General features: G+C 50.3%; 18 protein-coding genes, 1 tRNA gene and 1 pseudogene. 6 read left to right on the forward strand and 14 right to left on the reverse strand.

The window, feature by feature from the left end; all coding sequences use genetic code 11:
• Positions 1-117: 117 nt before the first annotated feature.
• The 7 genes from JEM67_RS18285 to citC all read right to left on the reverse strand — a co-directional run bounded on the left by JEM67_RS18285 (position 118) and on the right by citC (position 6,986).
• The gene (locus JEM67_RS18285) at positions 118-1,581 is read right to left on the reverse strand and encodes an anion permease (protein WP_199636307.1); all 1,464 of its coding nucleotides are present in this window, start codon (positions 1,579-1,581) and stop codon (positions 118-120) included.
• 48 nt (positions 1,582-1,629) lie between these two features.
• On the reverse strand, positions 1,630-2,544 hold the full coding sequence (gene citG / locus JEM67_RS18290; protein ID WP_199636353.1) for a triphosphoribosyl-dephospho-CoA synthase CitG: 915 nt from the start codon (positions 2,542-2,544) through the stop codon (positions 1,630-1,632).
• Entirely contained in the window at positions 2,525-3,073 is a 549-nt protein-coding gene (gene citX, locus JEM67_RS18295; protein ID WP_013813710.1) for a citrate lyase holo-[acyl-carrier protein] synthase, read from the reverse strand. Before citX ends, citG begins: the two co-directional genes overlap by 20 nt.
• A 4-nt stretch (positions 3,074-3,077) precedes the next feature.
• A complete protein-coding gene (gene citF / locus JEM67_RS18300) occupies positions 3,078-4,583 on the reverse strand; it encodes a citrate lyase subunit alpha (protein WP_199636306.1) in 1,506 nt (501 codons plus the stop codon).
• Positions 4,583-5,503, reverse strand: coding sequence for a citrate (pro-3S)-lyase subunit beta (gene citE, locus JEM67_RS18305; protein WP_199636305.1), 921 nt, complete (start codon positions 5,501-5,503; stop codon positions 4,583-4,585). Before citE ends, citF begins: the two co-directional genes overlap by 1 nt.
• Positions 5,487-5,795, reverse strand: a complete 309-nt coding sequence (gene citD / locus JEM67_RS18310; protein ID WP_199636304.1) for a citrate lyase acyl carrier protein — start codon at positions 5,793-5,795, stop codon at positions 5,487-5,489. The genes citE and citD overlap by 17 nt, the downstream gene beginning before the upstream one ends.
• Before the next feature lie 105 nt (positions 5,796-5,900).
• A complete protein-coding gene (gene citC, locus JEM67_RS18315) occupies positions 5,901-6,986 on the reverse strand; it encodes a [citrate (pro-3S)-lyase] ligase (protein ID WP_199636303.1) in 1,086 nt (361 codons plus the stop codon).
• 307 nt (positions 6,987-7,293) lie between these two features.
• On the opposite strand from citC, the gene dpiA reads away from it, so the two are divergent.
• The 4 genes from dpiA (at position 7,294) to JEM67_RS18335 (ending at position 10,821) form a co-directional block, all read left to right on the forward strand.
• Complete coding sequence (gene dpiA / locus JEM67_RS18320; protein ID WP_013813715.1) at positions 7,294-7,980, forward strand: two-component response regulator DpiA; 687 nt, start codon at positions 7,294-7,296, stop codon at positions 7,978-7,980.
• Positions 7,981-8,201: 221 nt separating this feature from the next.
• Positions 8,202-8,277, forward strand: a tRNA-Asn gene (locus JEM67_RS18325).
• 161 nt (positions 8,278-8,438) lie between these two features.
• A complete protein-coding gene (locus JEM67_RS18330) occupies positions 8,439-9,704 on the forward strand; it encodes a tyrosine-type recombinase/integrase (protein ID WP_199636302.1) in 1,266 nt (421 codons plus the stop codon).
• A gap of 214 nt (positions 9,705-9,918) precedes the next feature.
• A complete protein-coding gene (locus JEM67_RS18335) occupies positions 9,919-10,821 on the forward strand; it encodes a LysR family transcriptional regulator (protein WP_199636301.1) in 903 nt (300 codons plus the stop codon).
• A gap of 3 nt (positions 10,822-10,824) precedes the next feature.
• On the opposite strand, the gene JEM67_RS18340 is transcribed toward JEM67_RS18335, so the two are convergent.
• Genes JEM67_RS18340 through JEM67_RS18370 form a run of 7 tightly spaced genes read right to left on the reverse strand, consistent with a single transcriptional unit; the run spans position 10,825 to position 16,938 of the window.
• Entirely contained in the window at positions 10,825-11,544 is a 720-nt protein-coding gene (locus JEM67_RS18340) for a PHP domain-containing protein (protein ID WP_064799872.1), read from the reverse strand.
• Between the two features lie 11 nt (positions 11,545-11,555).
• Positions 11,556-12,743, reverse strand: a complete 1,188-nt coding sequence (locus JEM67_RS18345; RefSeq protein WP_199636300.1) for an MFS transporter — start codon at positions 12,741-12,743, stop codon at positions 11,556-11,558.
• A 12-nt stretch (positions 12,744-12,755) separates the two neighbouring features.
• Complete coding sequence (locus JEM67_RS18350) at positions 12,756-13,781, reverse strand: aldo/keto reductase (RefSeq protein ID WP_199636299.1); 1,026 nt, start codon at positions 13,779-13,781, stop codon at positions 12,756-12,758.
• 28 nt (positions 13,782-13,809) lie between these two features.
• Entirely contained in the window at positions 13,810-14,499 is a 690-nt protein-coding gene (locus JEM67_RS18355; protein ID WP_064799869.1) for an HAD family hydrolase, read from the reverse strand.
• Positions 14,500-14,501: 2 nt separating this feature from the next.
• A complete protein-coding gene (locus JEM67_RS18360; protein ID WP_199636298.1) occupies positions 14,502-15,737 on the reverse strand; it encodes a beta-ketoacyl-[acyl-carrier-protein] synthase family protein in 1,236 nt (411 codons plus the stop codon).
• 4 nt (positions 15,738-15,741) lie between these two features.
• Positions 15,742-15,972, reverse strand: coding sequence for an acyl carrier protein (locus JEM67_RS18365; RefSeq protein ID WP_032143883.1), 231 nt, complete (start codon positions 15,970-15,972; stop codon positions 15,742-15,744).
• 15 nt (positions 15,973-15,987) lie between these two features.
• Positions 15,988-16,938, reverse strand: coding sequence for an AfsA-related hotdog domain-containing protein (locus JEM67_RS18370; protein ID WP_199636297.1), 951 nt, complete (start codon positions 16,936-16,938; stop codon positions 15,988-15,990).
• A gap of 202 nt (positions 16,939-17,140) precedes the next feature.
• Here JEM67_RS18370 and JEM67_RS18375 point away from each other — a divergent pair, with 202 nt between their 5' ends.
• Both JEM67_RS18375 and JEM67_RS18380 read left to right on the forward strand, forming a co-directional pair.
• The gene (locus JEM67_RS18375) at positions 17,141-17,881 is read left to right on the forward strand and encodes a hypothetical protein (protein WP_199636296.1); all 741 of its coding nucleotides are present in this window, start codon (positions 17,141-17,143) and stop codon (positions 17,879-17,881) included.
• Positions 17,857-19,398: pseudogene (locus JEM67_RS18380) on the forward strand (type IV secretory system conjugative DNA transfer family protein); the annotation flags it as partial. The gene JEM67_RS18375 and the pseudogene JEM67_RS18380, both read left to right, overlap by 25 nt.
• Positions 19,399-19,407: the final 9 nt, after the last annotated feature.

Here is a 19,407-nt window from a genome sequence, read left to right on the forward strand (position 1 = left end):
ATTTTGAATATGTTAGCTTTCGCCTCGCTATGATGGAGAGGTTATCCGCTGAAGTGTGTGACGAGTATCACGGGGAGAGGATCCGACAAGCGGCCACGAGAGATGGCCGCAGGCAACTCAGTACCACAAACGCAGGATAGGCCAGCCGATCAACAGCAACGCGGCGATATACACCACGCCGAGAATGCCGCCCATCCGCCAGTAATCTTTCGATTTCACGTAGCCGCAGCCGTAGATAATCACCCCCGGCCCGGTGGCGTACGGCGTCAGCACGCCCATGATGCCGATCGACAACACCAGCAGCATCGAAAGTTGCTCCATCGGCACGCCAGGCAGCCCTTTGCCGACCGCCAGGATCACCGGCAGCAGGGTGGCGGTATGCGCCGACAGGCTGGCGAACAGGTAGTGGGCGAAGTAGAACACCAGTACCAGCGCCACCACCGTCATGTTCGGCGAGAAGCCGTCCAGGTGGGTGCTCATGGTCTGGGCAAACCAGTCGATAAAGCCGGAGCGCGTCAGGCCGTTGGCCATCACCACCAATGTCGCCAGGTTAACCAGCGTGTTCCAGGCGCTGGAGTATTTGGTGATGTCCTTCCACGACACCACGTGCAACGCCAGCATCAGCGAGACCGCCAGCAGGCAGACCGTGGTGGCGTCCAGCAACTTGCCGCCGAACACCCACAGGCTCAGGCTGAACAACACCAGGCCAATCAGGGTCCACTCCTTGCGCGTCAGCTTGCCCATTTCACCCAGCGCGGTGTTGGCCCAGGCAGCCACTTCGCTGCTGTGGGTCACGCCCGGCTTGTAGAGGCAATAGGAAATCAACGGCGCGACAATCAGCAGCAACAGCCCGACCGGCAGGAAGGCCAGGAACCACTGCATCCAGCTGATGTGTACCCCGGCGATTTTGCCGACAAACTCAATCCCCAACACGTTGGGTGCCGCACCGGTGACGAACATCGACGAACTGATGCTGGTGCCGACCACCATCATCCACATCAGGTAGCCGCCAATACGCCGCGACGAAGGGTCGTTGGGGAACGAATCAAACAGCGGCGGCAGGTTTTTCACCACCGGGAACACCGTGCCGCCGGTCCGTGCGGTGTTGGACGGGGTAAACGGCGCCAGCAGGATATCGATGATCACCACCGCGTAGCCGAGCGTCAGGGTACGCTTGCCCATAAACTTCACCAGGAACAGCGCGATACGCCGCCCCAGTCCGGTGGCCTCGTAGCCCAGCGCAAAGATGAACGCGCCGAATACCAGCCAGACGGTGGTGCTGGAGAAGCCCGCCAGCCCCCATTTCAACGCCTCGTTACCGGCCTTGAAACCCGGTTCCGCCAGTTCCTGCGCGCCAAACAGCACCCAGTTGGCGCTGAGCACGCTGAGAGTCACGGCGATAAAGCTGATGGCGGTAGCCGGGATCGGCTCCAGGATCATGCCGACAATCATCGCCACAAAGAGGGCGAAATAGCGCCAGGCCTGCGGCGGCATGCCGTCGGGCGTGGGTATCAACAGCAGGATCGCGAGCACCAGCAGCGGCGCTATCGCTTTCCAGATTTTTTCCTGGGTTTGAGACATAAGACTCTCCTGAAAACGGGTTATTTTTTTGGCTATACCCTGTGGATTTCACGTTGCCGCTTGAATGGCCGCGGGGATATCGGAATGCGGTAATTGCGCCAGCAGCCAGGTGACGATCAACAGGTCGGCGCTGCCGCCAGGGCTGAGGTGGCGCAGGATGCAGTCGGCGTCGAACTGCCGCAGGCGTTGCCTGCCCCGTGCGCCCTGCGCCCCGCCCTGCGCCAGCAGCCCGTCGGCACGCCGCTGCAACCAGCGCAGCCCGGCCAGGCCGCCGCGCGAGGCGACGTTGGTGTCCTGGTTGTGGGCCATCAGCCACAGCAGGCTGTCCATCAGCGCCGTCTGCTCATCGCAGCCCGCCTTCAGCCGTTGTCGGTAGAACGGCAGCGCACCGTTGATCACCCGCTCAAAGCCGGACTCCGCCTCGCCGCGCGCGCCGCTCAAGCCATGTTCGGCAAACAACCGCTGGCCGGCGGTCTGCAATGCGTTGCGGGTTTGCAGCTCGCGTGCCACCAGCCCACGACACATGGCCGCCACGTCGGCGCACAGCGTTGCGGCATCGACCTTCTTTTGCTGCTGATAGCGGCGGCCAAAAGCGGCGCACAGCAGGCCGAGGGAAAACACGCTGCCTTTATGGGTGTTGACGCCGCCGGTGGCCCGGAACATATGGTTTTCGCAGGCCAGGCCCAGCGGGCGCAGCCGCAGCAGCTGTTCGTCGGCCGGGCGCGCGGCATCGTCGCAACCCTGCTGGATAAAACGCGGCAGCCAGATGCCGATGGCGCGGGCGCTGCGATAAAAGTGGCCGAGGTTCATATCCCGGTGAGCGCCGTTGTTATGGCGATCCACCAGCCCCGGTTTGGGCGTGAGGTTCACTTCCACCAGCAGTGCGCGGTAGGCGGTGCGGGCGAAATCCTGTACCGCCGCTTGCGGCGCACGCCCGACAGGCTTAACGGGCTGAGAGCGCATCATTGAGCATCCTTTCCATTTGCTGCAGCAGCTGTTCGCTGCCGTGCCGCCGTTGGCGGGCGCACAGTTTGGCCGGCTGGCCGCACAACAGGCAGCGACGTTCCGCCAACCCCAGATCGCGCCGCGACAAAATACGCCCCTGGGTGTCCAGCACGTCGATATCCCACAGCCGGCCAATCGGCTGTTGCACCTCTAACTGCATGGCGCAGTCTTTCACCCGCCGGGCATCGGCCTGCAACGCCAGAAAACCTTCGCAGCCGGTGGCGAGCGCCAGCGTTTCGGCCTGCAGACAGCGCCAACCTTGCTCGCGCCCTAGCTGTTGCAGCGCCTGCCAGCCGAGGTTGAAGATGTTGCGCGTCAGCGCGCTGTCTTTTCGCGCACCGGGCACCACCAGCGTCAGTACCAGCAGCGTGGATTGATGGCGCGCCAGCCATGCCTGTTGGCGCGCCTGGCGGCAATCGCGGCTGGTGAGCAGCTCCGGCAGGCTTACGGCGCGGTTGGCGGCCAGTTCGGGGGCAACGTAAGCCATAGGATTACTCCGCCACCTGATGCACCACGTCGATCACTGAACCGTCGCGGTAACGCACCACCGCCACCACCTTATCGGTAAAGGCGATCGGTTCGGGCTCGCCGGTCAACAGCAACGCGCGGCGGCGCAGCCAGTCGATATCGACCACCGGCAAACCGGCCTCCTGCAACCGCTGCGCCAGCTCCGGGCGTGTCGGGTTGACGGCAATACCGTGATCGGTAACCAAAATGTCGATGCTGAAACCCGGGGTCACGCAGGTGGTCACCTGTTCCACCAGCGTCGGAATGCGCCCGCGCACCAGCGGCGCCACGATGATCGCCAGCCGCGCCGCCGCTGCGGTGTCGCAGTGGCCGCCGGAAGCGCCGCGCAACACGCCATCGGAGCCGGTCAGCACGTTGACGTTAAAATCGGTGTCGATTTCCAGCGCGCTCAGCACCACCACGTCGAGCCTGTCGACCGAGGCCCCCTTCGAGCTGAAGTTGGCGTATTGGTTGGCGCTGATCTCAATGTGGTTGGGATTGCGCGCCAAAGACATCGCCGCCACGCGGTCAAAGCTCTGCACGTCCATCAGCCGGCCGATCAGCCCTTTTTCATGCAGATCCACCATGGTCGAGGTGATGCCGCCAAGGGCGAAACCGGCGCGAATGCCGCGTGCACGCATTTTGTCTTCCAGAAAACGCGTCACCGCCAACGAAGCGCCGCCGGTGCCGGTTTGCAGCGAGAAACCTTCGGTAAAGTAGCCGGACCCGGCAATCACCTCGGCGGCGCGGCGAGCAATCAGCAGTTCACGCGGATTGGAGGTCATGCGTGTGGCATCGGCACCGATCTTGTCGGCGTCCCCCACCCGCGGCAGTTGTACGATCAGATCCACTCGATCCTGCGCCAGGCTGGCCGGATGGTGCGGATAAGGCACTATCGATTCGGTTAACAACACCACGGTGCGCGCCGTGTCGGCATCCACTTTGGCATAGCCGAGCGAGCCGCAGCAGGCTTCGCCGCTGTAACCGTTGGCATTGCCGAAATCATCGCAGGCCGGTACGCCGAGGAAGGCGACGTCAATATTCAGCTCGCCGGACTCGATCAGATTGACCCGGCCACCGTGGGAATGGATTTGTACCGGTTCGGCCAGCAGGCCGTGTGAGATAGCTTCCGCCAATGGGCCGCGCAGGCCAGAAGTGTAGAGGCGGCTCACGACCCCGTGACGAATGTGGCCGACCAACGGCGCGTGGCATTCGCTTAGCGAGCTTGAGGCCAGCGTCAGGTTGCGGAACCCCATCGCCGCCAGCGTCTCCATCACCTGATTCAGCGCCAGGTCACCGCCGCGAAACGCATGGTGGAAGGAGATGGTCATGCCGTCCTGTAACCCGCTGCGGCGCACCGCCTGTTCCAGCGTGTCGCAGCGTTTAGCATCGCGCGGTTTGCGGGCCTGTTGATTGGCCTTGGTGGCGTCCTGATAGCAGCGCAGGTCCGCCAGGGTGTTCAGGGGCATCAGTCGTTGTTGACGTTTCATTATGCTTCCTCTCCCTGCTGAACCGACTCTTCGCGGATGCCGGAAAGCGCCGCACGTTGCAATACCAGCCGCGCGCGTTCAATCACCGGGCTGTCGACCATTTTGCCGTTGAGCGACACCACTCCGCGCCCTTCCTGCTCTGCCGCTGTGGCAGCGTCCACCACGCGCTGGGCATGAGCCACCTCTTTGGCTGTCGGCGCATACAGGTTGTGCAGCAGTTCGATCTGCCGGGGATTGATCAGGGATTTGCCGTCGAAACCGAGCTGTTTGATCAGCGCCGCTTCCTGGAGGAACCCGGCTTCGTTGTTGGCGTCGGAATACACGGTATCGAACGCCTGAATGCCGGCGGCCCGCGCCGCCTGCAACAACGAGCAGCGTGCAAACAGCAGTTCGATGCCCTCCGGCGAGCGCTCGGTGCGCAGATTGCGCACGTAGTCCTCCGCACCCAGAGCAATGCCGATCAGGCGCGGCGAGGCATGGGCAATCGCCACCGCATGGGTGATGCCCGCCGCCGATTCAATCGCCGCCAGCAGGCCGGTGCTGCCGACCGGGCGGCCGCAGTCGGCTTCGATGGCGGCTATCTCGCGTTCCATCTCCACGACGTCCTGCGCGCTGTCGGTTTTCGGCAGGCGCACGATATCCGCCCCGCCGCGCACCACCGCTTGAAGATCCGCCAGCCCGTAGGCGGAATCCAGCGCGTTGACCCGCACGATGGTTTCCACTTCCCGGTACAGCGGATGTTGCAGAGCGTGGTACACCAACCGCCGCGCCGCGTCTTTTTCACGCAGGATCACCGAGTCTTCCAGATCGAACATCAGTGCATCGGCCTGATAGATAAAGGCGTTGCTCACCATGGCCGCATTGGCGCCAGGAACGAACAGCATGCTGCGGCGCAGGCGGTGTTTATTCAGCGTTTTCATCACGCGTCCCCCACGGCAGTTGGCCATTGTCGCTGGCGCGCATCAGCGCGGTTTCCAGCCGGGCACGCAGCACGCAGTCGAGCGCGCCTTTGTCGTCCACCATCACCTGCACCGGCTCCACCTGATAACGCTGCAGCACCTCGAGCAACGTGTGGCGGATGGCGTGGCCGAACTGTTTTTCCACGCTGCTGGCGATCAGCAGATCGTGCTCCGGCCCCTCGGCGGGTGCGATGCGCACCATGACATCGCTGGATTCCAGCGTGCCGGCCATTGCTTCTCGGATAATTTTCATCGTTCACCTGATTGTGCGGATACAAAGGGTTTAATCACAAAATGGTCTTCACGCCCGAGATACCCGGGCCTAGCGCACCGAGGGGCGCTCCGACGGCCAAGGCCGTTACGACCCCTTCGGCACGCTCTCCCTAATAACGGGCTTGGGCAGTAAACCAAAGGGTTTGGCCCGGCGCTGCGTTTGCAAATCTTGCAGGTAATAAAGGGTGTCTGGCGGTACCAACGGCGCGGCGGCGTGGAAATCCCCCGCCGCCAGCAGCTTGCGCACCCAGGAGGCGGAGATCGCCGTGCCCTGATATTGCAAACGCTCAATTTCCACCAGGGCGATCGGCGGGCTGGGCAGTGCCGGCGTTTCCAGCCAATAGCGCATATCGCGGTTGTACTTCGCCGTTACCGCGCAGAACGGCTCGTTGCCGACAAAACGGTGGGTAATGCCCAACGCGGGTGCCAGGTACTGCCGAAAGATCTTCAGATCGATCTCGGTGTAACAGTCATCGGCAATACCCTGATCTTTAATGAAATAACAAGGGAAAGTGGCGCGGGATATGACGTATTGCGATCCTTCGTGCACCCTCAGGTTGGCGATATCGGCAGTGCCCGCCAGCACCAGCCGCCGCCGATCCTCATAGCTGAAACGCGAGGTGTCTTCTTTCACCAGAAACAGGTGCAACCAGTCGCATTTTGCCGCCGCCTGGCGCACCAGATATTGATGGCCGCGGGTAAAAGGATTGGCATTCATCACGATGCTGCCGATGCGCTTGCCTGGCCGCCGCTGGCCCGCCAACTGGGCCGCGTAGCGTTTCAGGCGGCATGGGCTGTTTTCCATCAGCACCACGATGCCCGGCACGCGAGCTATCGGGTAGAAGCCGCACTGGCGGAACAACGGCTCATTTTGCAGTTTGGTGTAGATAAACAGTTGGGTGTAGTGGCGTTCATAGGCCAGGTTCACCAGTTCGGTCGCCAGCGTAAGCGCCAGCCCTTCGCCACGCATTTGCGGGCTGATGGCGACGCATTTGATAATATTCTCTGCGATGCCGCCGCAGGCGACCAACTTATCGTCCTGGGCCACGGTAATAAAAATCTCTACCGTAGTATCAATATTCAAATCGTTACTGCGCAGAAACGCATTAATCTGCGCAATGTCTTTATGATCTGATCTTTTCACCCGATTAAATACGGCGCCGCCCAACATAATTATCTCTCTAAAATAACCAATAAATAACAAAAAACCATTTTAATTAACACACAGAGATAAAACCTTTAAAACCATAAAGTTGAAATTAAAAATAGTGATAGGTTTATTTAATGAAGCTATGGTAAACAGAAAAAAAACGCGAATTATTGACCTGTTTCACAAACACTCATCCGGTAATAAGTTGTTTAATGTTTTTTATTTACTTAATTATTTTTATGGTGTTTATTCATAAAGTGACGTTTATTTTTTAGACACGATTAACTTACATTAATTTTGCATGTTTATTGCAAGTATGGATTTAATTATGGAATGGCTAAATATTCTTATCGTCGAAGATGAAACGCCGCTGGCGGAGATGCATGCGGAGTTCATCAAGCAGCATGGCGGCGGCCGACAAATCTGGTTGGCCGGCACGCTGGGGCAGGCGCGCATGATGGTGGAGCGATTCAGACCGGATCTGATCCTGCTGGACAACTTCCTGCCCGACGGCCAGGGCATTGAACTGTTGCGCGAGTTGACCCTGAGCGGCTACACGGGCGGTATCGTGTTTATCACCGCCGCCAGCGATAGGGATACGGTAGCCGAAGCGTTACGATGCGGGGTGTTCGATTACCTGATCAAACCCCTGGCCTATGACCGGTTGGCCGCTACCCTGCTGCGGTTCAGCCAGCGGCGCCAGGCGCTGAAAGATAACGCGCGCCTTAACCAGCGCCGTGTTGACGAGATGTTCAATACCTATTCGCGCGGTGAACAACAGGCGGCCTTACCGGCGGGTATTGATGAACTCACGCTGGGAAAAGTACGCGCCCTGTTCGAGCAACCTTCGGCCAGCCACACCGCCGAGAGCGTGGCGAAAAACATGGGGCTAAGCCGCACCACCGCGCGCCGTTATCTGGAGTTTTCCACCGCCGCCCAGCAGCTCCGCGCCGAGATCATTTACGGCAAGGTTGGCCGTCCGCAGCGGGTTTACCGCGCCAAAATCGAGGATTAAGCGGTTATTCGGCTCGTCGCCCAGATTGAAGGCAGCCGAATTATTTCTCTGCGCCCGCCAGCGATTCGGGGCATGAGCACAGAGACAGCCTGAGGCATGACGGGATAAATCTGCCAAAAGCTCAACGGGTTGCGCATTCTGTAAGCAAACAGTCACAGAATGTGTAATCCGCCTTTGACATGCCGCCGACACCCCGTTAAGATTGCGGCCGTTCACACAATTCCTCTGTAGTTCAGTCGGTAGAACGGCGGACTGTTAATCCGTATGTCACTGGTTCGAGTCCAGTCAGAGGAGCCAAATTCTTGTTTTCATGCCGCTTTGCGAATCCTTATGTGATTTAGATTCAATAAGTTAGCTCGAAAAGTATTCCCGATGCATTTTCATTTCCCCCTCCGCATCGGGCAAGATTGGTGGTCTGATTTGGGGTCATTTCAGTTCGATTATGGAGTGACCACCATATGTCTCTGAACGACACTAAAATCCGCAGTCTCAAGCCTTCTGAAAAACCTTTCAAAGTTTCCGATTCTCATGGCCTGTACCTTTTGGTCAATCCAGGCGGTTCACGTCTCTGGTATCTCAAATATCGTATCAATAGAAAAGAATCTCGCCTTGGCTTAGGCGCCTACCCTGACGTGTCTTTGGCTGATGCTCGTCAACAGCGTGATGGTATCCGTAAACTCCTCGCGCAAAATATCAATCCAGCACAACAGCGCTCCGCTGAAAGAGCCACTGTGTTGCCAGAAGAAACCTTCAAGTCTGTTGCACTGAGCTGGCATAAAAGCAACCGAACATGGTCAGAGAACCACGCCTCCCGTCTGCTTGCCAGCATGAACAATCATATATTTCCTATGATTGGACACTTGCCGGTAACTGAACTGAAACCTCGTCACTTTATCGACCTGCTGAAAGGCATTGAGCAAAAAGGTCTGCTGGAAGTCGCAGCACGTACCCGGCAGCATATGTGCAACATCATGCGTCATGCCGTACATCAGGAGTTGATAGAGCACAATCCGGCAGCAAATCTGGACGGTATCATCGCCCCTCCCGTTAAACGCCACTACCCTGCCCTTCCGCTGGAGCGACTGCCGGAGCTTTTGATTCGTATTGAGGACTACCAGCAAGGACGAGAGTTAACCCGCCTGGCTGTCTCACTCACCCTTCACCTATTCATCCGTTCCAGTGAACTGCGTTTCGCCCGTTGGTCTGAGATCGATTTCAAAAATAGAATCTGGACCATTCCTGCCACTCGTGAGGCCATCCCCGGTGTCCGCTACTCTGAGCGTGGTGCAAAAATGCGCACTCCACATATCGTTCCACTATCCCGTCAGTCCATCGCTATTCTGAAACAGATACGGGAAATATCCGGGCATCAGGTGTTGGTATTCCCCGGCGATCACAATCCGTATAAACCGATGTGTGAAAACACGGTCAACAAGGCGCTACGCCTGATGGACTATGACACAAAAGATGAAATCTGCGGCCACGGGTTTCGGGCAATGGCCTGTAGTGCCCTGATGGAGTCTGGCCTATGGGCGCAGGATGCGGTTGAACGGCAGATGAGTCACCAGGAGCGTAACAGCGTTCGAGCGGCTTACCTCCATAAAGCAGAATATCTCGATGCCCGTAAAGCGATGATGCAATGGTGGTCGGATTATCTGAATGCTTGCAGGGAAACGTATATACCACCATATATCTGGGATAGCGTGAGAGGCCAGACCAACTGATTCTTAAGATATGCCGAAGAAAAGGTCAAAATCGTACCTGAGACATTTAGGTACGATTTTGGAGATTTTAATCAGAAACGACGAAAACATCACAGATGTCCTACTCGGGCACTACCCTGCTGTGCTCGGCCACAACGCTGTTCCTCAGGGTTGTCATCGTTTGAAGTAGCGGTTAGCATACAAAATAACAAGAATCCGTGAGGAGCATCCTAGTTTGGACAATAAGTTACTGAAATCTTTCATTATGCTGGCTCAGAGCCAGAGCTATAGGCAAGCTGCTGAGAAATTATTTATTACTCAGCCTGCGCTAACAAAGCAGATAAACCTACTTGAACATGAATTGGATTTATCTCTTTTTGAACGCAATAATCATGGTGCAAAACTGAGCGAAGAAGGGGAAATGCTTTACCAGAATGCCTTGGTGCTTGATGAACAAATAAATCATTTTTTGTGTGTTGCAAAAAAAATCCGCACAGGAAAAACTGGTCATCTTAACATTGGATATACATCATCATTTCTCAATATAGTCCCCGAGATCGTTAACTCATTCAATTCCCAGTATCCTAATATTAATATAAAGCTTATTGAAATGTCCTCCATACAACAAGAGCAAGAGCTATTGAAAGGTCGGATTGATCTAGGTTTTATGCGCAAATCAGGAGAAGATAACTTATCGTTCATACCACTTGGTAAGGATTTTTTATGTGTTGTCACACATCCCGATATGAAAAATAAAAAACAAACTATCGATGATCTAATTGATGCGCACAATCTTATTTTACTAAGTGAAATCAGTAACCCGGAGCTGCATCATATCGTCAGTGACTACCTTAAAAAACGTAATTTTGATAAAAAACCAGCTCAATATTTGACAAATGTATACAGTGTACTGGCTTTAGTGGGATCACGAATGGGAGTCACTATCCTTCCTCACAGTATCATCTCTTTTTTAAATTCCAATTTTTCATGCCAAGCTTTGACAGGATATCAAAGTGAATGGCCGTTAGGTCTTGCGTGGAATAAACAATTAGATATTTTTCTACGTACCGAATTTATCAACAGCGTGACTGAAAATAACCATACAGAAATCGCTGACTCTCAGGTTTTAAAGAGATAATAATTACCAATGCAATACTTCCTTGATTTCAAGGAAAGATGATGTAAGCATCAGAGATGAGTTGATAATTTTCTCTTCTGGAAATTTCTGCGCTTCCAGCAGTTTCAGCGCATGTTCAAAATTCCCCATCTGAGAACAGTAATGTGCATCCGAACCGACAGAAATATACCCTTTAGCGGACTTAACTTCTTCGATAATCTCACGGCAGTTTACCGAACTCCCTTTACGGGCAACAGCAGAACCACTATTTATTTCTAGTGCAACATTATTTCTGGCAGCCTCAGTGGCTATAGCCCGGTAATCAACAGGAAACTTCGGATTGCCCGGATGAACGATAATTTTCACAGATGGGTGATTTATCACTTTCATCAGACAGTCGGTATTTTTTGTTACATCTGAACATGGGGGATACACAGCATCGTGAAATCCCGCCATGACAAAGTCGAGTTTTTCAGACATCAGGTTATCGCAGTCAATACTGCCGTCCTTATAAATATTGGCTTCAATTCCTTTGAAAATTCGGAGCCCATCTACTCGTTCTGGGATAGCATTCAAATTAAGAAAATGCCACTTGTGAGGGGAATCATCAAGAGCAGGTCCATGGTCCGTTATTGCTATCGCCAGCATATTTTTACGCTTAGCCTCCATGATGTATTCAAATACTGAACTGTAGGCATGTGCACTTGCATGAGTATGCATATGCAAGTCAATCAACAAATTCATATATTCCTCTTTTAGTTCAATACACGGGAAAATCCTTGAGCCTTACTTCTCTTAACAATAAAAAGACAAAATATTAGTAGCGCTGTTAACACCACAGGAAGGGATAAAATACCGAACTGATCCAGTAATAAACCGCCTGCAAGACCACCACCAGCAATTGCCATATTCCAGATAGTTACCATAAGAGACTGCGCTATATCAGCAGCATTACCAGCAGTACGTGCGGATGCTGTCTGAAATAATGTTGCACCGCCACCAAAACCCAATCCCCATAAAAATGCACCGCTCATAACGAAATAAACGCTGTCAAAAAATAAAGAGAATATCAAAGACGACATGATGAATAGAGACAATCCACACAATGTAAGTAACTTAAGATGCTTGTCTATAAACACACCAGTAATTATAATACTGATGACGGCCATCACGCCAAAAATCAACAGAAATGTACTGATAAATCCACTATCCAATGATGTAATTAAATACGGAGAAATATATGTATACATCATGTTATGACCGAGTGAAAAAATAAACGTCGCTAATAAAATCGTTTTAATTCCTGGTATAGATACTGCTTTGCCAACAGAAATACGTTCTGCATGACTTATTCCCGGTTGGTCCGGTAAAGCGAATGCTCCAGCAATAAAAAGCAAACCAGCCAGTACCGTCATAGTATAAAAAATAGTACGCCAGCCATAAATATTTCCCAAGAATGTTCCTGCCGGAACCCCCAGAGAAAGCGCCAGTGGAACGCCTAGCATGACAATTGTTATAGCCCTACCCTGATGAGCCGGAGCCACCATTCTACCAGCATAGCCCGCAGCCAGTGCCCATAAGAGACCGGCGAAGATCCCAGCTAAAAAGCGAGCTACAAGCGTAACAATAAACGAATCAACTGCAGCAGTGACAGCATTTGATACAGCAAATCCTGCCAATGTAATTAATAATAGTTTTTTTCTTGACCAGTGCTGTGTTGCCAGTGTTAAAGGGATAGCCGACAACAGAGAACCGATGGCATACAACGTCACCCATTGACCCGCTTCGGAAGCGCTTACACTGAAAGTCTGTTCCAGTGAATGAAGGAATCCTGCAGGAAGCGCCTCAGTGAGGATTGAAAGAAAGAGAGCTGCACCTATGATACCGAGTTTAAATACGGGTAACCCCGATTTTTCATCTGTCAATTTAATTAATTCAGTCATGCACTTGTCCGTTTATTTAATCATGCCATAGGCTTTCATGAACTCCTCAGGATAACGTGTCCCTGCAGTTTCATAGCTTGATAATATATCATTGATACTTGAAATCTGTTCTGGGGTTAACGTTATGTCAGCAGCCTGAATGTTTTCATCCAGGAATTGAGGCGTCCGGGTTCCAGGAATTGGAATGATCTTCGCCTCGTTGTTCATTATCCAGGCCAAAGAAATTTGAGCGGGAGTAATTGCATTACTCTTAGCAAATGTCCTCAATCCATCAACGATGGCATTGTTTGCTTTAAGATTACTCCCCATAAAACGCGGTAGATAACGCCGGGAGTCATTTTCTGAGAGGGTACTGAGATCCTGTAGTTTCCCTCCAAGCAATCCCCGACTTACAGGACTGTATGCAACGACGGAGATTCCCAGATTATTACATGTATCCAGGACCCCATTATTTTCAATATCACGGGACATCAATGAGTACTCTGTCTGAACTGCACTCAAACCAAATTCACCATCAGACAACTTCAGCAACAACTCATGTGCAAGCTTGATGGTTTCGGCGTTAACTTCTGACAGACCGATAGCACCAATTTTGCCATCAGACCTTAATTGATGCATTGTCGTCATAGCTTCTCTGAGTGTATCCGGATCCTGAATAACCCGGTGCAGATAATACAAATCAATCCTTCTGTCTAGTCTTTCAGAACTCCTCTCAAAGCAGCTCAAAATATAATCACGACTGTTATTGACTTCACGGTGAAGAGGATTGTTAACATCCCGAACTATTCCGCATTTTGTCGCCAAAATAATCTCATCATCAGGGTGTTTCTTCAGAACCTTTCCAAGAAGTTTTTCATTATGTCCATAGCCATAGATATCTGCAGTATCGAGAAAGTTAATTCCTTTCTCAATGACTCGTTCGAGCATTCTCTCTGCATCGATTTCTGACGTCAGACCGTAGAATTCGGACAATCCCATGCAGCCATAACCTTCGGCTGTAACATTCAAAGTAGAATGTCCAAGCGTTGTTTTTTTCATAATCGATTACACCTCAAATTATTTAATTTCATGACCAGTGTTTTTCTGAAATCAATTCCTCATCGATCTGAATTAGCATATCCCTTGTAATAGCGGCCACTGATGAAGCTATATACCTCACTCCTGTTTCCTGCATCTGTTCTTTTTGATAATTTGTTACCGGAGTTCCGATAAAACCAGTTCTGTAGTATCTAGCGACCTCAGCCATTCTATTGATATCGTCAATGAATAAGACCTCATCAAAGTCTAAATGAAATATATCTTTAGTGATCTCCCTTACACCAGGCCTGATGGAGTTAGTATCGATATATGGCTTTTCTTTATCGAAATAATTTTTTAACGAAGGCATATGCTTGTCAAAGATATATTCCTTTGTCCGTCCGCCGTATGAGGTCACTCTGACATTAAACTCCTGTAAAAGACCAAGGAAACTTTCAGCACCCGGCACAACCTCTATTGGATTTTCCTCAATATACTTCCCATGATGTTGAAAAAACGCTTCTATAGTTTTTTGAGCCGACCATGGCAGTTTGCAGGCTAAGGACATATTGTGCCCACCTGCAATATGAGGAGAGCCCCAGACCTGCCTTTCCAGCTCTGGTGTATAAACACCTCCGTGTTGTTCAACAAAGGATCTGATTGCGGGGCTGTAGGTATCAGTTAAAAGTACACCATCAACGTCAATAGCGACGAGTTTGATCTTATTGAAAATACTCATATTCAGGCCTGTTCGTTAGAAGAAATGATAAGTGCCCCATTATGGCCGCCAAATCCCATTGACAGTTTTAAGGCATGACGGATTTTGAGTTCGCGAGATTCTCCGTAAACAACATCAAGATTAATTTCGGGATCCACAGAGCTAAGATTTACTGTTGGTGGAATGATCCCATGTTTAACCGAAAGAATAGTCATTACTGTTTCCACAGCTCCAGCTGCTGCTAATGTATGCCCGATTGCCCCCTTTAATGACATTACAGAGACATGCCGTCCAATTTCTTTTTCAATGACTCGACCCTCAGTGACATCATTCAAGCGCGTGGAAGTCCCATGTGCATTGACATACTGAATATCTTCACCTTGTAAGCCCGCGTTATTCAATGCTTGCTTAATGGCTGCTGACAACCCCACCCCTTGAGGATGAGGAGTGGTTACATGGTAAGCATCCGTTGTAAGACCCGTTCCACTTACAAGAGCCAGTACCTCTTGCCCCCTCGCGACAGCATGTTCTTTGGACTCCAGAACCACAAAACCGGCTCCCTCAGCAATAACAAAACCATCGCGATCTCGGTCAAAAGGTCTGCTTGCATGACTGATGTCGGGATTTTTGGACAAAGCTCCTAGTCGATTCATACCACTTACGATTAAAGGAACGATCGGAGCTTCAGAAGCACCAGCAATTACCACATCGCAGAGTCCCTGTTTAATCCAGTTACAGGCCGTATCAATAGCCGTGATACCAGAAGCACAAGCCGTGCTCACAAGCAAGCTGGGCCCAGTTGCATGACAGTCAATGGCGATCTGTCCTGCGACCATATTCATCATTGCGCCAGGGATAGTAGAAGGTGACACCATCCGATCACCTTCTGACTGGAGAACCTGCTGCTCATGCAGTAATCGTTCAATCCCGGCAAGTGAGTTTCCTACCACCACTCCAACACGTGCGCCATTCCATGTTTTTGGATCAAGCCCGGCATCCGTTACTGCTTCGCGATATGCAACTAGGGCCAACTGAATAAATCTGTCAATACGCCTTGCCAGACTACGTCCGAGAAATTTATCAGGATCAAAATCCGGAATGCAGCAGGCATAATCAATTTCAAGCCCTTCCAATTTCTCGCATTTTCGTGCCGCTGATTTACCAGTGAGGAAAAAATCCCAACTTGCAGCAACATTTATTCCAGCGGGGCACACTAAGCCAGTCCCGGTAACAGCAATACGGGTGTTGTTATCCAACATATTTTCAGCCCTTATTTTTAATATAATCTGAAATATCTTTTGCTGTGAAATCAGGAAGGATATCCCCATCCGGAATTTTAATATCAAACGCTCGTTCCAAATCAAGCTGAATTTCAATCGTTATAATGGAATCGACACCAAGGCTTTCAAGGTCATTATTTTCCTTGACCTTTTCCTCATTAAGTCCAAAATTCTCCACAAGAATCTCGACAACTTTATCTTTTACCGCATCCATGTTTTCACCTCTGCACTAATCAATTACTTTGAATGAATATTGCATCTCGGCAATATCCACCCCTCCCTGCCTCAAATGGACATTAAATATCATTGTATTTTTTGAAAAATCTGAAACCTTCACTGAAATAATTTCAACATCTTTATCAAGTTCTGCATAATGAAAGAATTTACTTTTCATTTCAATTAGAACAGGAAATATGCCTGCCTCAAATTTATATATCCAAAGTTGGCAGTTTTGTTTACCTGCCTCCATCAACACCATCGCTGGATAATGGTCCTGAGCATGATCAAAATAAGCTGTATTATCCATATTGACAGCAAGTTTTGAAATTATTCTGTTTTCATCAAAAACGGGCATATTCACGACAACATTGTTTTCTCCCCTGCGAAATACTCTTTCAGGGATTATTCTCGTTGCTTCATCAAAATCCACAATTGCTTTTGATGAGTAACCTTTGATTTTCTCCTTCCGCACAATACAATAGGCATTGTCTGTCATGTATTTCACTGACATATAAACATTTGCTATATGTAGATGGTCTTGATAAACGTCAATATTATATGATTGAGAGAGAAGTCTTTCTTTTACTCGCCGCGTATTACTTGTAACTATTTTTAAACTAATATAACGATTTAACAAGTCAGTGGTAGGCATAAAGTTCGCGGTAAAATTGCAAGCCCACTCCGTTAAAATAAATCGTGTATCAAGTGGTTGTTTTTCATATTTGTGTACAACATATGTTTCAGCCTGCCTGGCACATTCTAACAAATTCATAAGGTCAGTCAGAGGCCTAGTATGGTCATTGTAATAATGATGTTCGTGTAATAAGGCATGAGCTATGTATTCGGAGGAGTTAGAAGAATTGCAAAAAGATAAAAAAATCTCATTTTGTTCATTCTTGTGAAGTAATCGTTGATCAAATAACGGCTCTTCTTTTACTTCAATTTCAGTAACGGACTTCATGCTATACAGGCCTCCACCTTAGAATGATTGAATTTTATACGCACACCTCTTCAGTCGTACAATGAATAATTTCTATAGCGTAATAACCAAATGTCATCACACTATTTAGTTTTTTCTTATATCTAAAAACCAATAAAGCCTATCAATCTCATAATACAGCCAATTTCACTAATTGGTTTTATTGTACGGAAGGAGATGCTTTATGCCAGAAGATGACTCTCACTTAAGTTTTATAAATAGAACACCAGATTGGTTAACCATTCACGAGGCTGTGGATTTAATAAACAAAATATCGGAGATCAAAGTCAAGACTTGTGATATTTATCGCCATGCATTATATGGGAACATCTATCTTTCCATATATTTTCAATCACCTATTATATTGCGGAAGGTTCACGTATCGAAACACAAAGTAAATCTTAAGCCAACAAAAAATTCACTAATTGATCGACTATGCCAACTTGAAAAGCACTGTTTTATTAGCAGACGAGATTTAACTATCAGTACCGAGGGTAAATATATCCACCCTCAACAAAGTATTATCGACACCCCTTTAATAGGATATGAATATGTTCTTGTGCAACGCTTGCTTGCTTACTCCTTGAATATTCCCACGCCCATAATTGGAGCGAACGATATTAATTATGGCATTTCTGTTAGTATCAACGGCGAGTTATTCCAGACATTCGAAAGAAAGACATGGCATGAAAGAATAAAACAGCAAAAAATGAAACTACCTGAGAATATCGCTCAGGATGTTGATAAGTACATTGCATATAAAAATCTGCATCAGAAAAGAGGGTGTTTCCCAATTCATAATTTACCACTAGATGCCTGTTTTGTAATTCGACGCTCAGAACTTGAAAAACTAATCAATTTCATATTTAAAGACAAAGCCCCCCCAGCGACTTCAACACGAATATTCTGCTGCGCAGGGTATTAACCCCTGAAGTAGACAAAATAAAAAAGCGCCTCGTCAGAAAAACCACGCTTGAACGGGAATTACGCACCGATGTCCGTACGGTGAAATCCCTGCTGCCGGAAACACTGCATTATGACCCGCTGGATTATATCGACCTGAACAAAGGGTTATTTATCGGCATGGACCGCGATATTCAGCCGATGTACCTGCCGTTAAAAGACTGGCAAAAACAACACGCGGATATTATCGGCACCACCGGCGCCGGTAAAGGGGTTGCCACCGGGATATTACTTTACCAAAGTATTCTGGCCGGCGAAGGCGTATTTGTGATGGACCCGAAGGATGATGAATGGGCACCCCACCTTTACCGAAAAGCCTGTGAAGATGCCGGGAAGCCCTTTGCCCTGATTGACCTGCGAAAACCCCAATACCAGTTAAACCTGATTGAAGAGATCACCGCCGATGAACTGGAAGAACTTTTCGTTGCCGGTTTCAGTCTGGCAGAGAAAGGTCAGGAATCTGACTTTTATCGGATTGACGATCGGAAAGCGGCCCGGATAGCCGCGCAGTTTGTCACCCGAAATACTGCCTCAACCATTCGGGATGTTTATAACGGCGACTACGTTCAAGGTATTGCCGATAAAATAAAAGCCTTTTTCGGGAAAATTGAAGAGCTGGCCTTACTCAATGCCATCAATGCGCCGACAGGATTTTCGCTTAATACGATATTTGAGGAAGGCGGTTGCTGTTACGTCATCGGTTCAATGCGCAACAGCAAAATCATTACCGCTCAGCGCATGCTGCTGGTGCGCCTGTACCAGCTGGCAGAAAGGCGCGAGCGAGTGAAAGACGTGCCCCGCCCCATTGCTATTTATCTTTCCGAACTGAAATACCATTTATCGAGGCCCGCGCTGGAAGGCTTAGGCGCGGCACGCGATAAAGGCGTGCATATTATTATGGACCATCAGTCGATTGCCGATTTAAAAGACTGTCCGGCAGATTTGAAAGGTGACGCCGTTGTCGGCGCAGTCGTTGAGAACGCCAAATTCAAACTGGTTTATCGTGTCATGGACCCGGATACCGCTGAATGGGTGGCAAGGATGTCCGGCACCATATTAGTCGATGATGAGGTCCGCAAAGCGAAAACCGACGCCGTGCTGACAGAGACTATCGACGATGAACGCACCATCAGGCAGGCCGAGCGTTTCTTTACCGACAGCAATATGATCCTGAACCTACCCGATTTTGTCAGCTTCATCTTCACGACAAAAACACTGCCGTCTGCCTCTCTGATTTCGCCCATCAGGGTGAAAAAACGCGAACTGGAGATCTGTGCCGTGTCGCCCGCGATTGCCGCCACCGCAGCAACAGTAAACATCATCCTGGATTTTAACGAGGAGGAAACATCCTCCGTATCCGTATCAATGCCGGATATCACCACAACGTGGCCCGATCTTTTTTTTGAGGAGGTGGGCGAAAAAGACACGACAACACCGAATACCAACAAAGAAGAAAACCCGTCATTGCTGGATTTTTAAAGGGGAAAT

The sequence above is a fragment of the Serratia sp. PAMC26656 genome, from assembly GCF_016469055.2.
In the GTDB taxonomy this organism is placed as follows: domain Bacteria; phylum Pseudomonadota; class Gammaproteobacteria; order Enterobacterales; family Enterobacteriaceae; genus Serratia; species Serratia plymuthica.

What these genes read in the sequence shown, in the direction of transcription:
- JEM67_RS18370 (WP_199636297.1), bottom strand. Translation starts at nt 16,938, where the DNA reads ATGAAGTCCGTTACTGAAATTGAAGTAAAAGAAGAGCCGTTATTTGAT.
- JEM67_RS18330 (WP_199636302.1), top strand. Translation starts at nt 8,439, where the DNA reads ATGTCTCTGAACGACACTAAAATCCGCAGTCTCAAGCCTTCTGAAAAA.
- citX (WP_013813710.1), bottom strand. Translation starts at nt 3,073, where the DNA reads ATGGCTTACGTTGCCCCCGAACTGGCCGCCAACCGCGCCGTAAGCCTG.
- citG (WP_199636353.1), bottom strand. Translation starts at nt 2,544, where the DNA reads ATGCGCTCTCAGCCCGTTAAGCCTGTCGGGCGTGCGCCGCAAGCGGCG.
- JEM67_RS18345 (WP_199636300.1), bottom strand. Translation starts at nt 12,743, where the DNA reads ATGACTGAATTAATTAAATTGACAGATGAAAAATCGGGGTTACCCGTA.
- JEM67_RS18365 (WP_032143883.1), bottom strand. Translation starts at nt 15,972, where the DNA reads ATGGATGCGGTAAAAGATAAAGTTGTCGAGATTCTTGTGGAGAATTTT.
- citD (WP_199636304.1), bottom strand. Translation starts at nt 5,795, where the DNA reads ATGAAAATTATCCGAGAAGCAATGGCCGGCACGCTGGAATCCAGCGAT.
- JEM67_RS18375 (WP_199636296.1), top strand. Translation starts at nt 17,141, where the DNA reads ATGCCAGAAGATGACTCTCACTTAAGTTTTATAAATAGAACACCAGAT.
- JEM67_RS18355 (WP_064799869.1), bottom strand. Translation starts at nt 14,499, where the DNA reads ATGAGTATTTTCAATAAGATCAAACTCGTCGCTATTGACGTTGATGGT.
- citF (WP_199636306.1), bottom strand. Translation starts at nt 4,583, where the DNA reads ATGAAACGTCAACAACGACTGATGCCCCTGAACACCCTGGCGGACCTG.
- citE (WP_199636305.1), bottom strand. Translation starts at nt 5,503, where the DNA reads ATGAAAACGCTGAATAAACACCGCCTGCGCCGCAGCATGCTGTTCGTT.
- citC (WP_199636303.1), bottom strand. Translation starts at nt 6,986, where the DNA reads ATGTTGGGCGGCGCCGTATTTAATCGGGTGAAAAGATCAGATCATAAA.
- JEM67_RS18350 (WP_199636299.1), bottom strand. Translation starts at nt 13,781, where the DNA reads ATGAAAAAAACAACGCTTGGACATTCTACTTTGAATGTTACAGCCGAA.
- JEM67_RS18360 (WP_199636298.1), bottom strand. Translation starts at nt 15,737, where the DNA reads ATGTTGGATAACAACACCCGTATTGCTGTTACCGGGACTGGCTTAGTG.
- JEM67_RS18340 (WP_064799872.1), bottom strand. Translation starts at nt 11,544, where the DNA reads ATGAATTTGTTGATTGACTTGCATATGCATACTCATGCAAGTGCACAT.
- dpiA (WP_013813715.1), top strand. Translation starts at nt 7,294, where the DNA reads ATGGAATGGCTAAATATTCTTATCGTCGAAGATGAAACGCCGCTGGCG.
- JEM67_RS18285 (WP_199636307.1), bottom strand. Translation starts at nt 1,581, where the DNA reads ATGTCTCAAACCCAGGAAAAAATCTGGAAAGCGATAGCGCCGCTGCTG.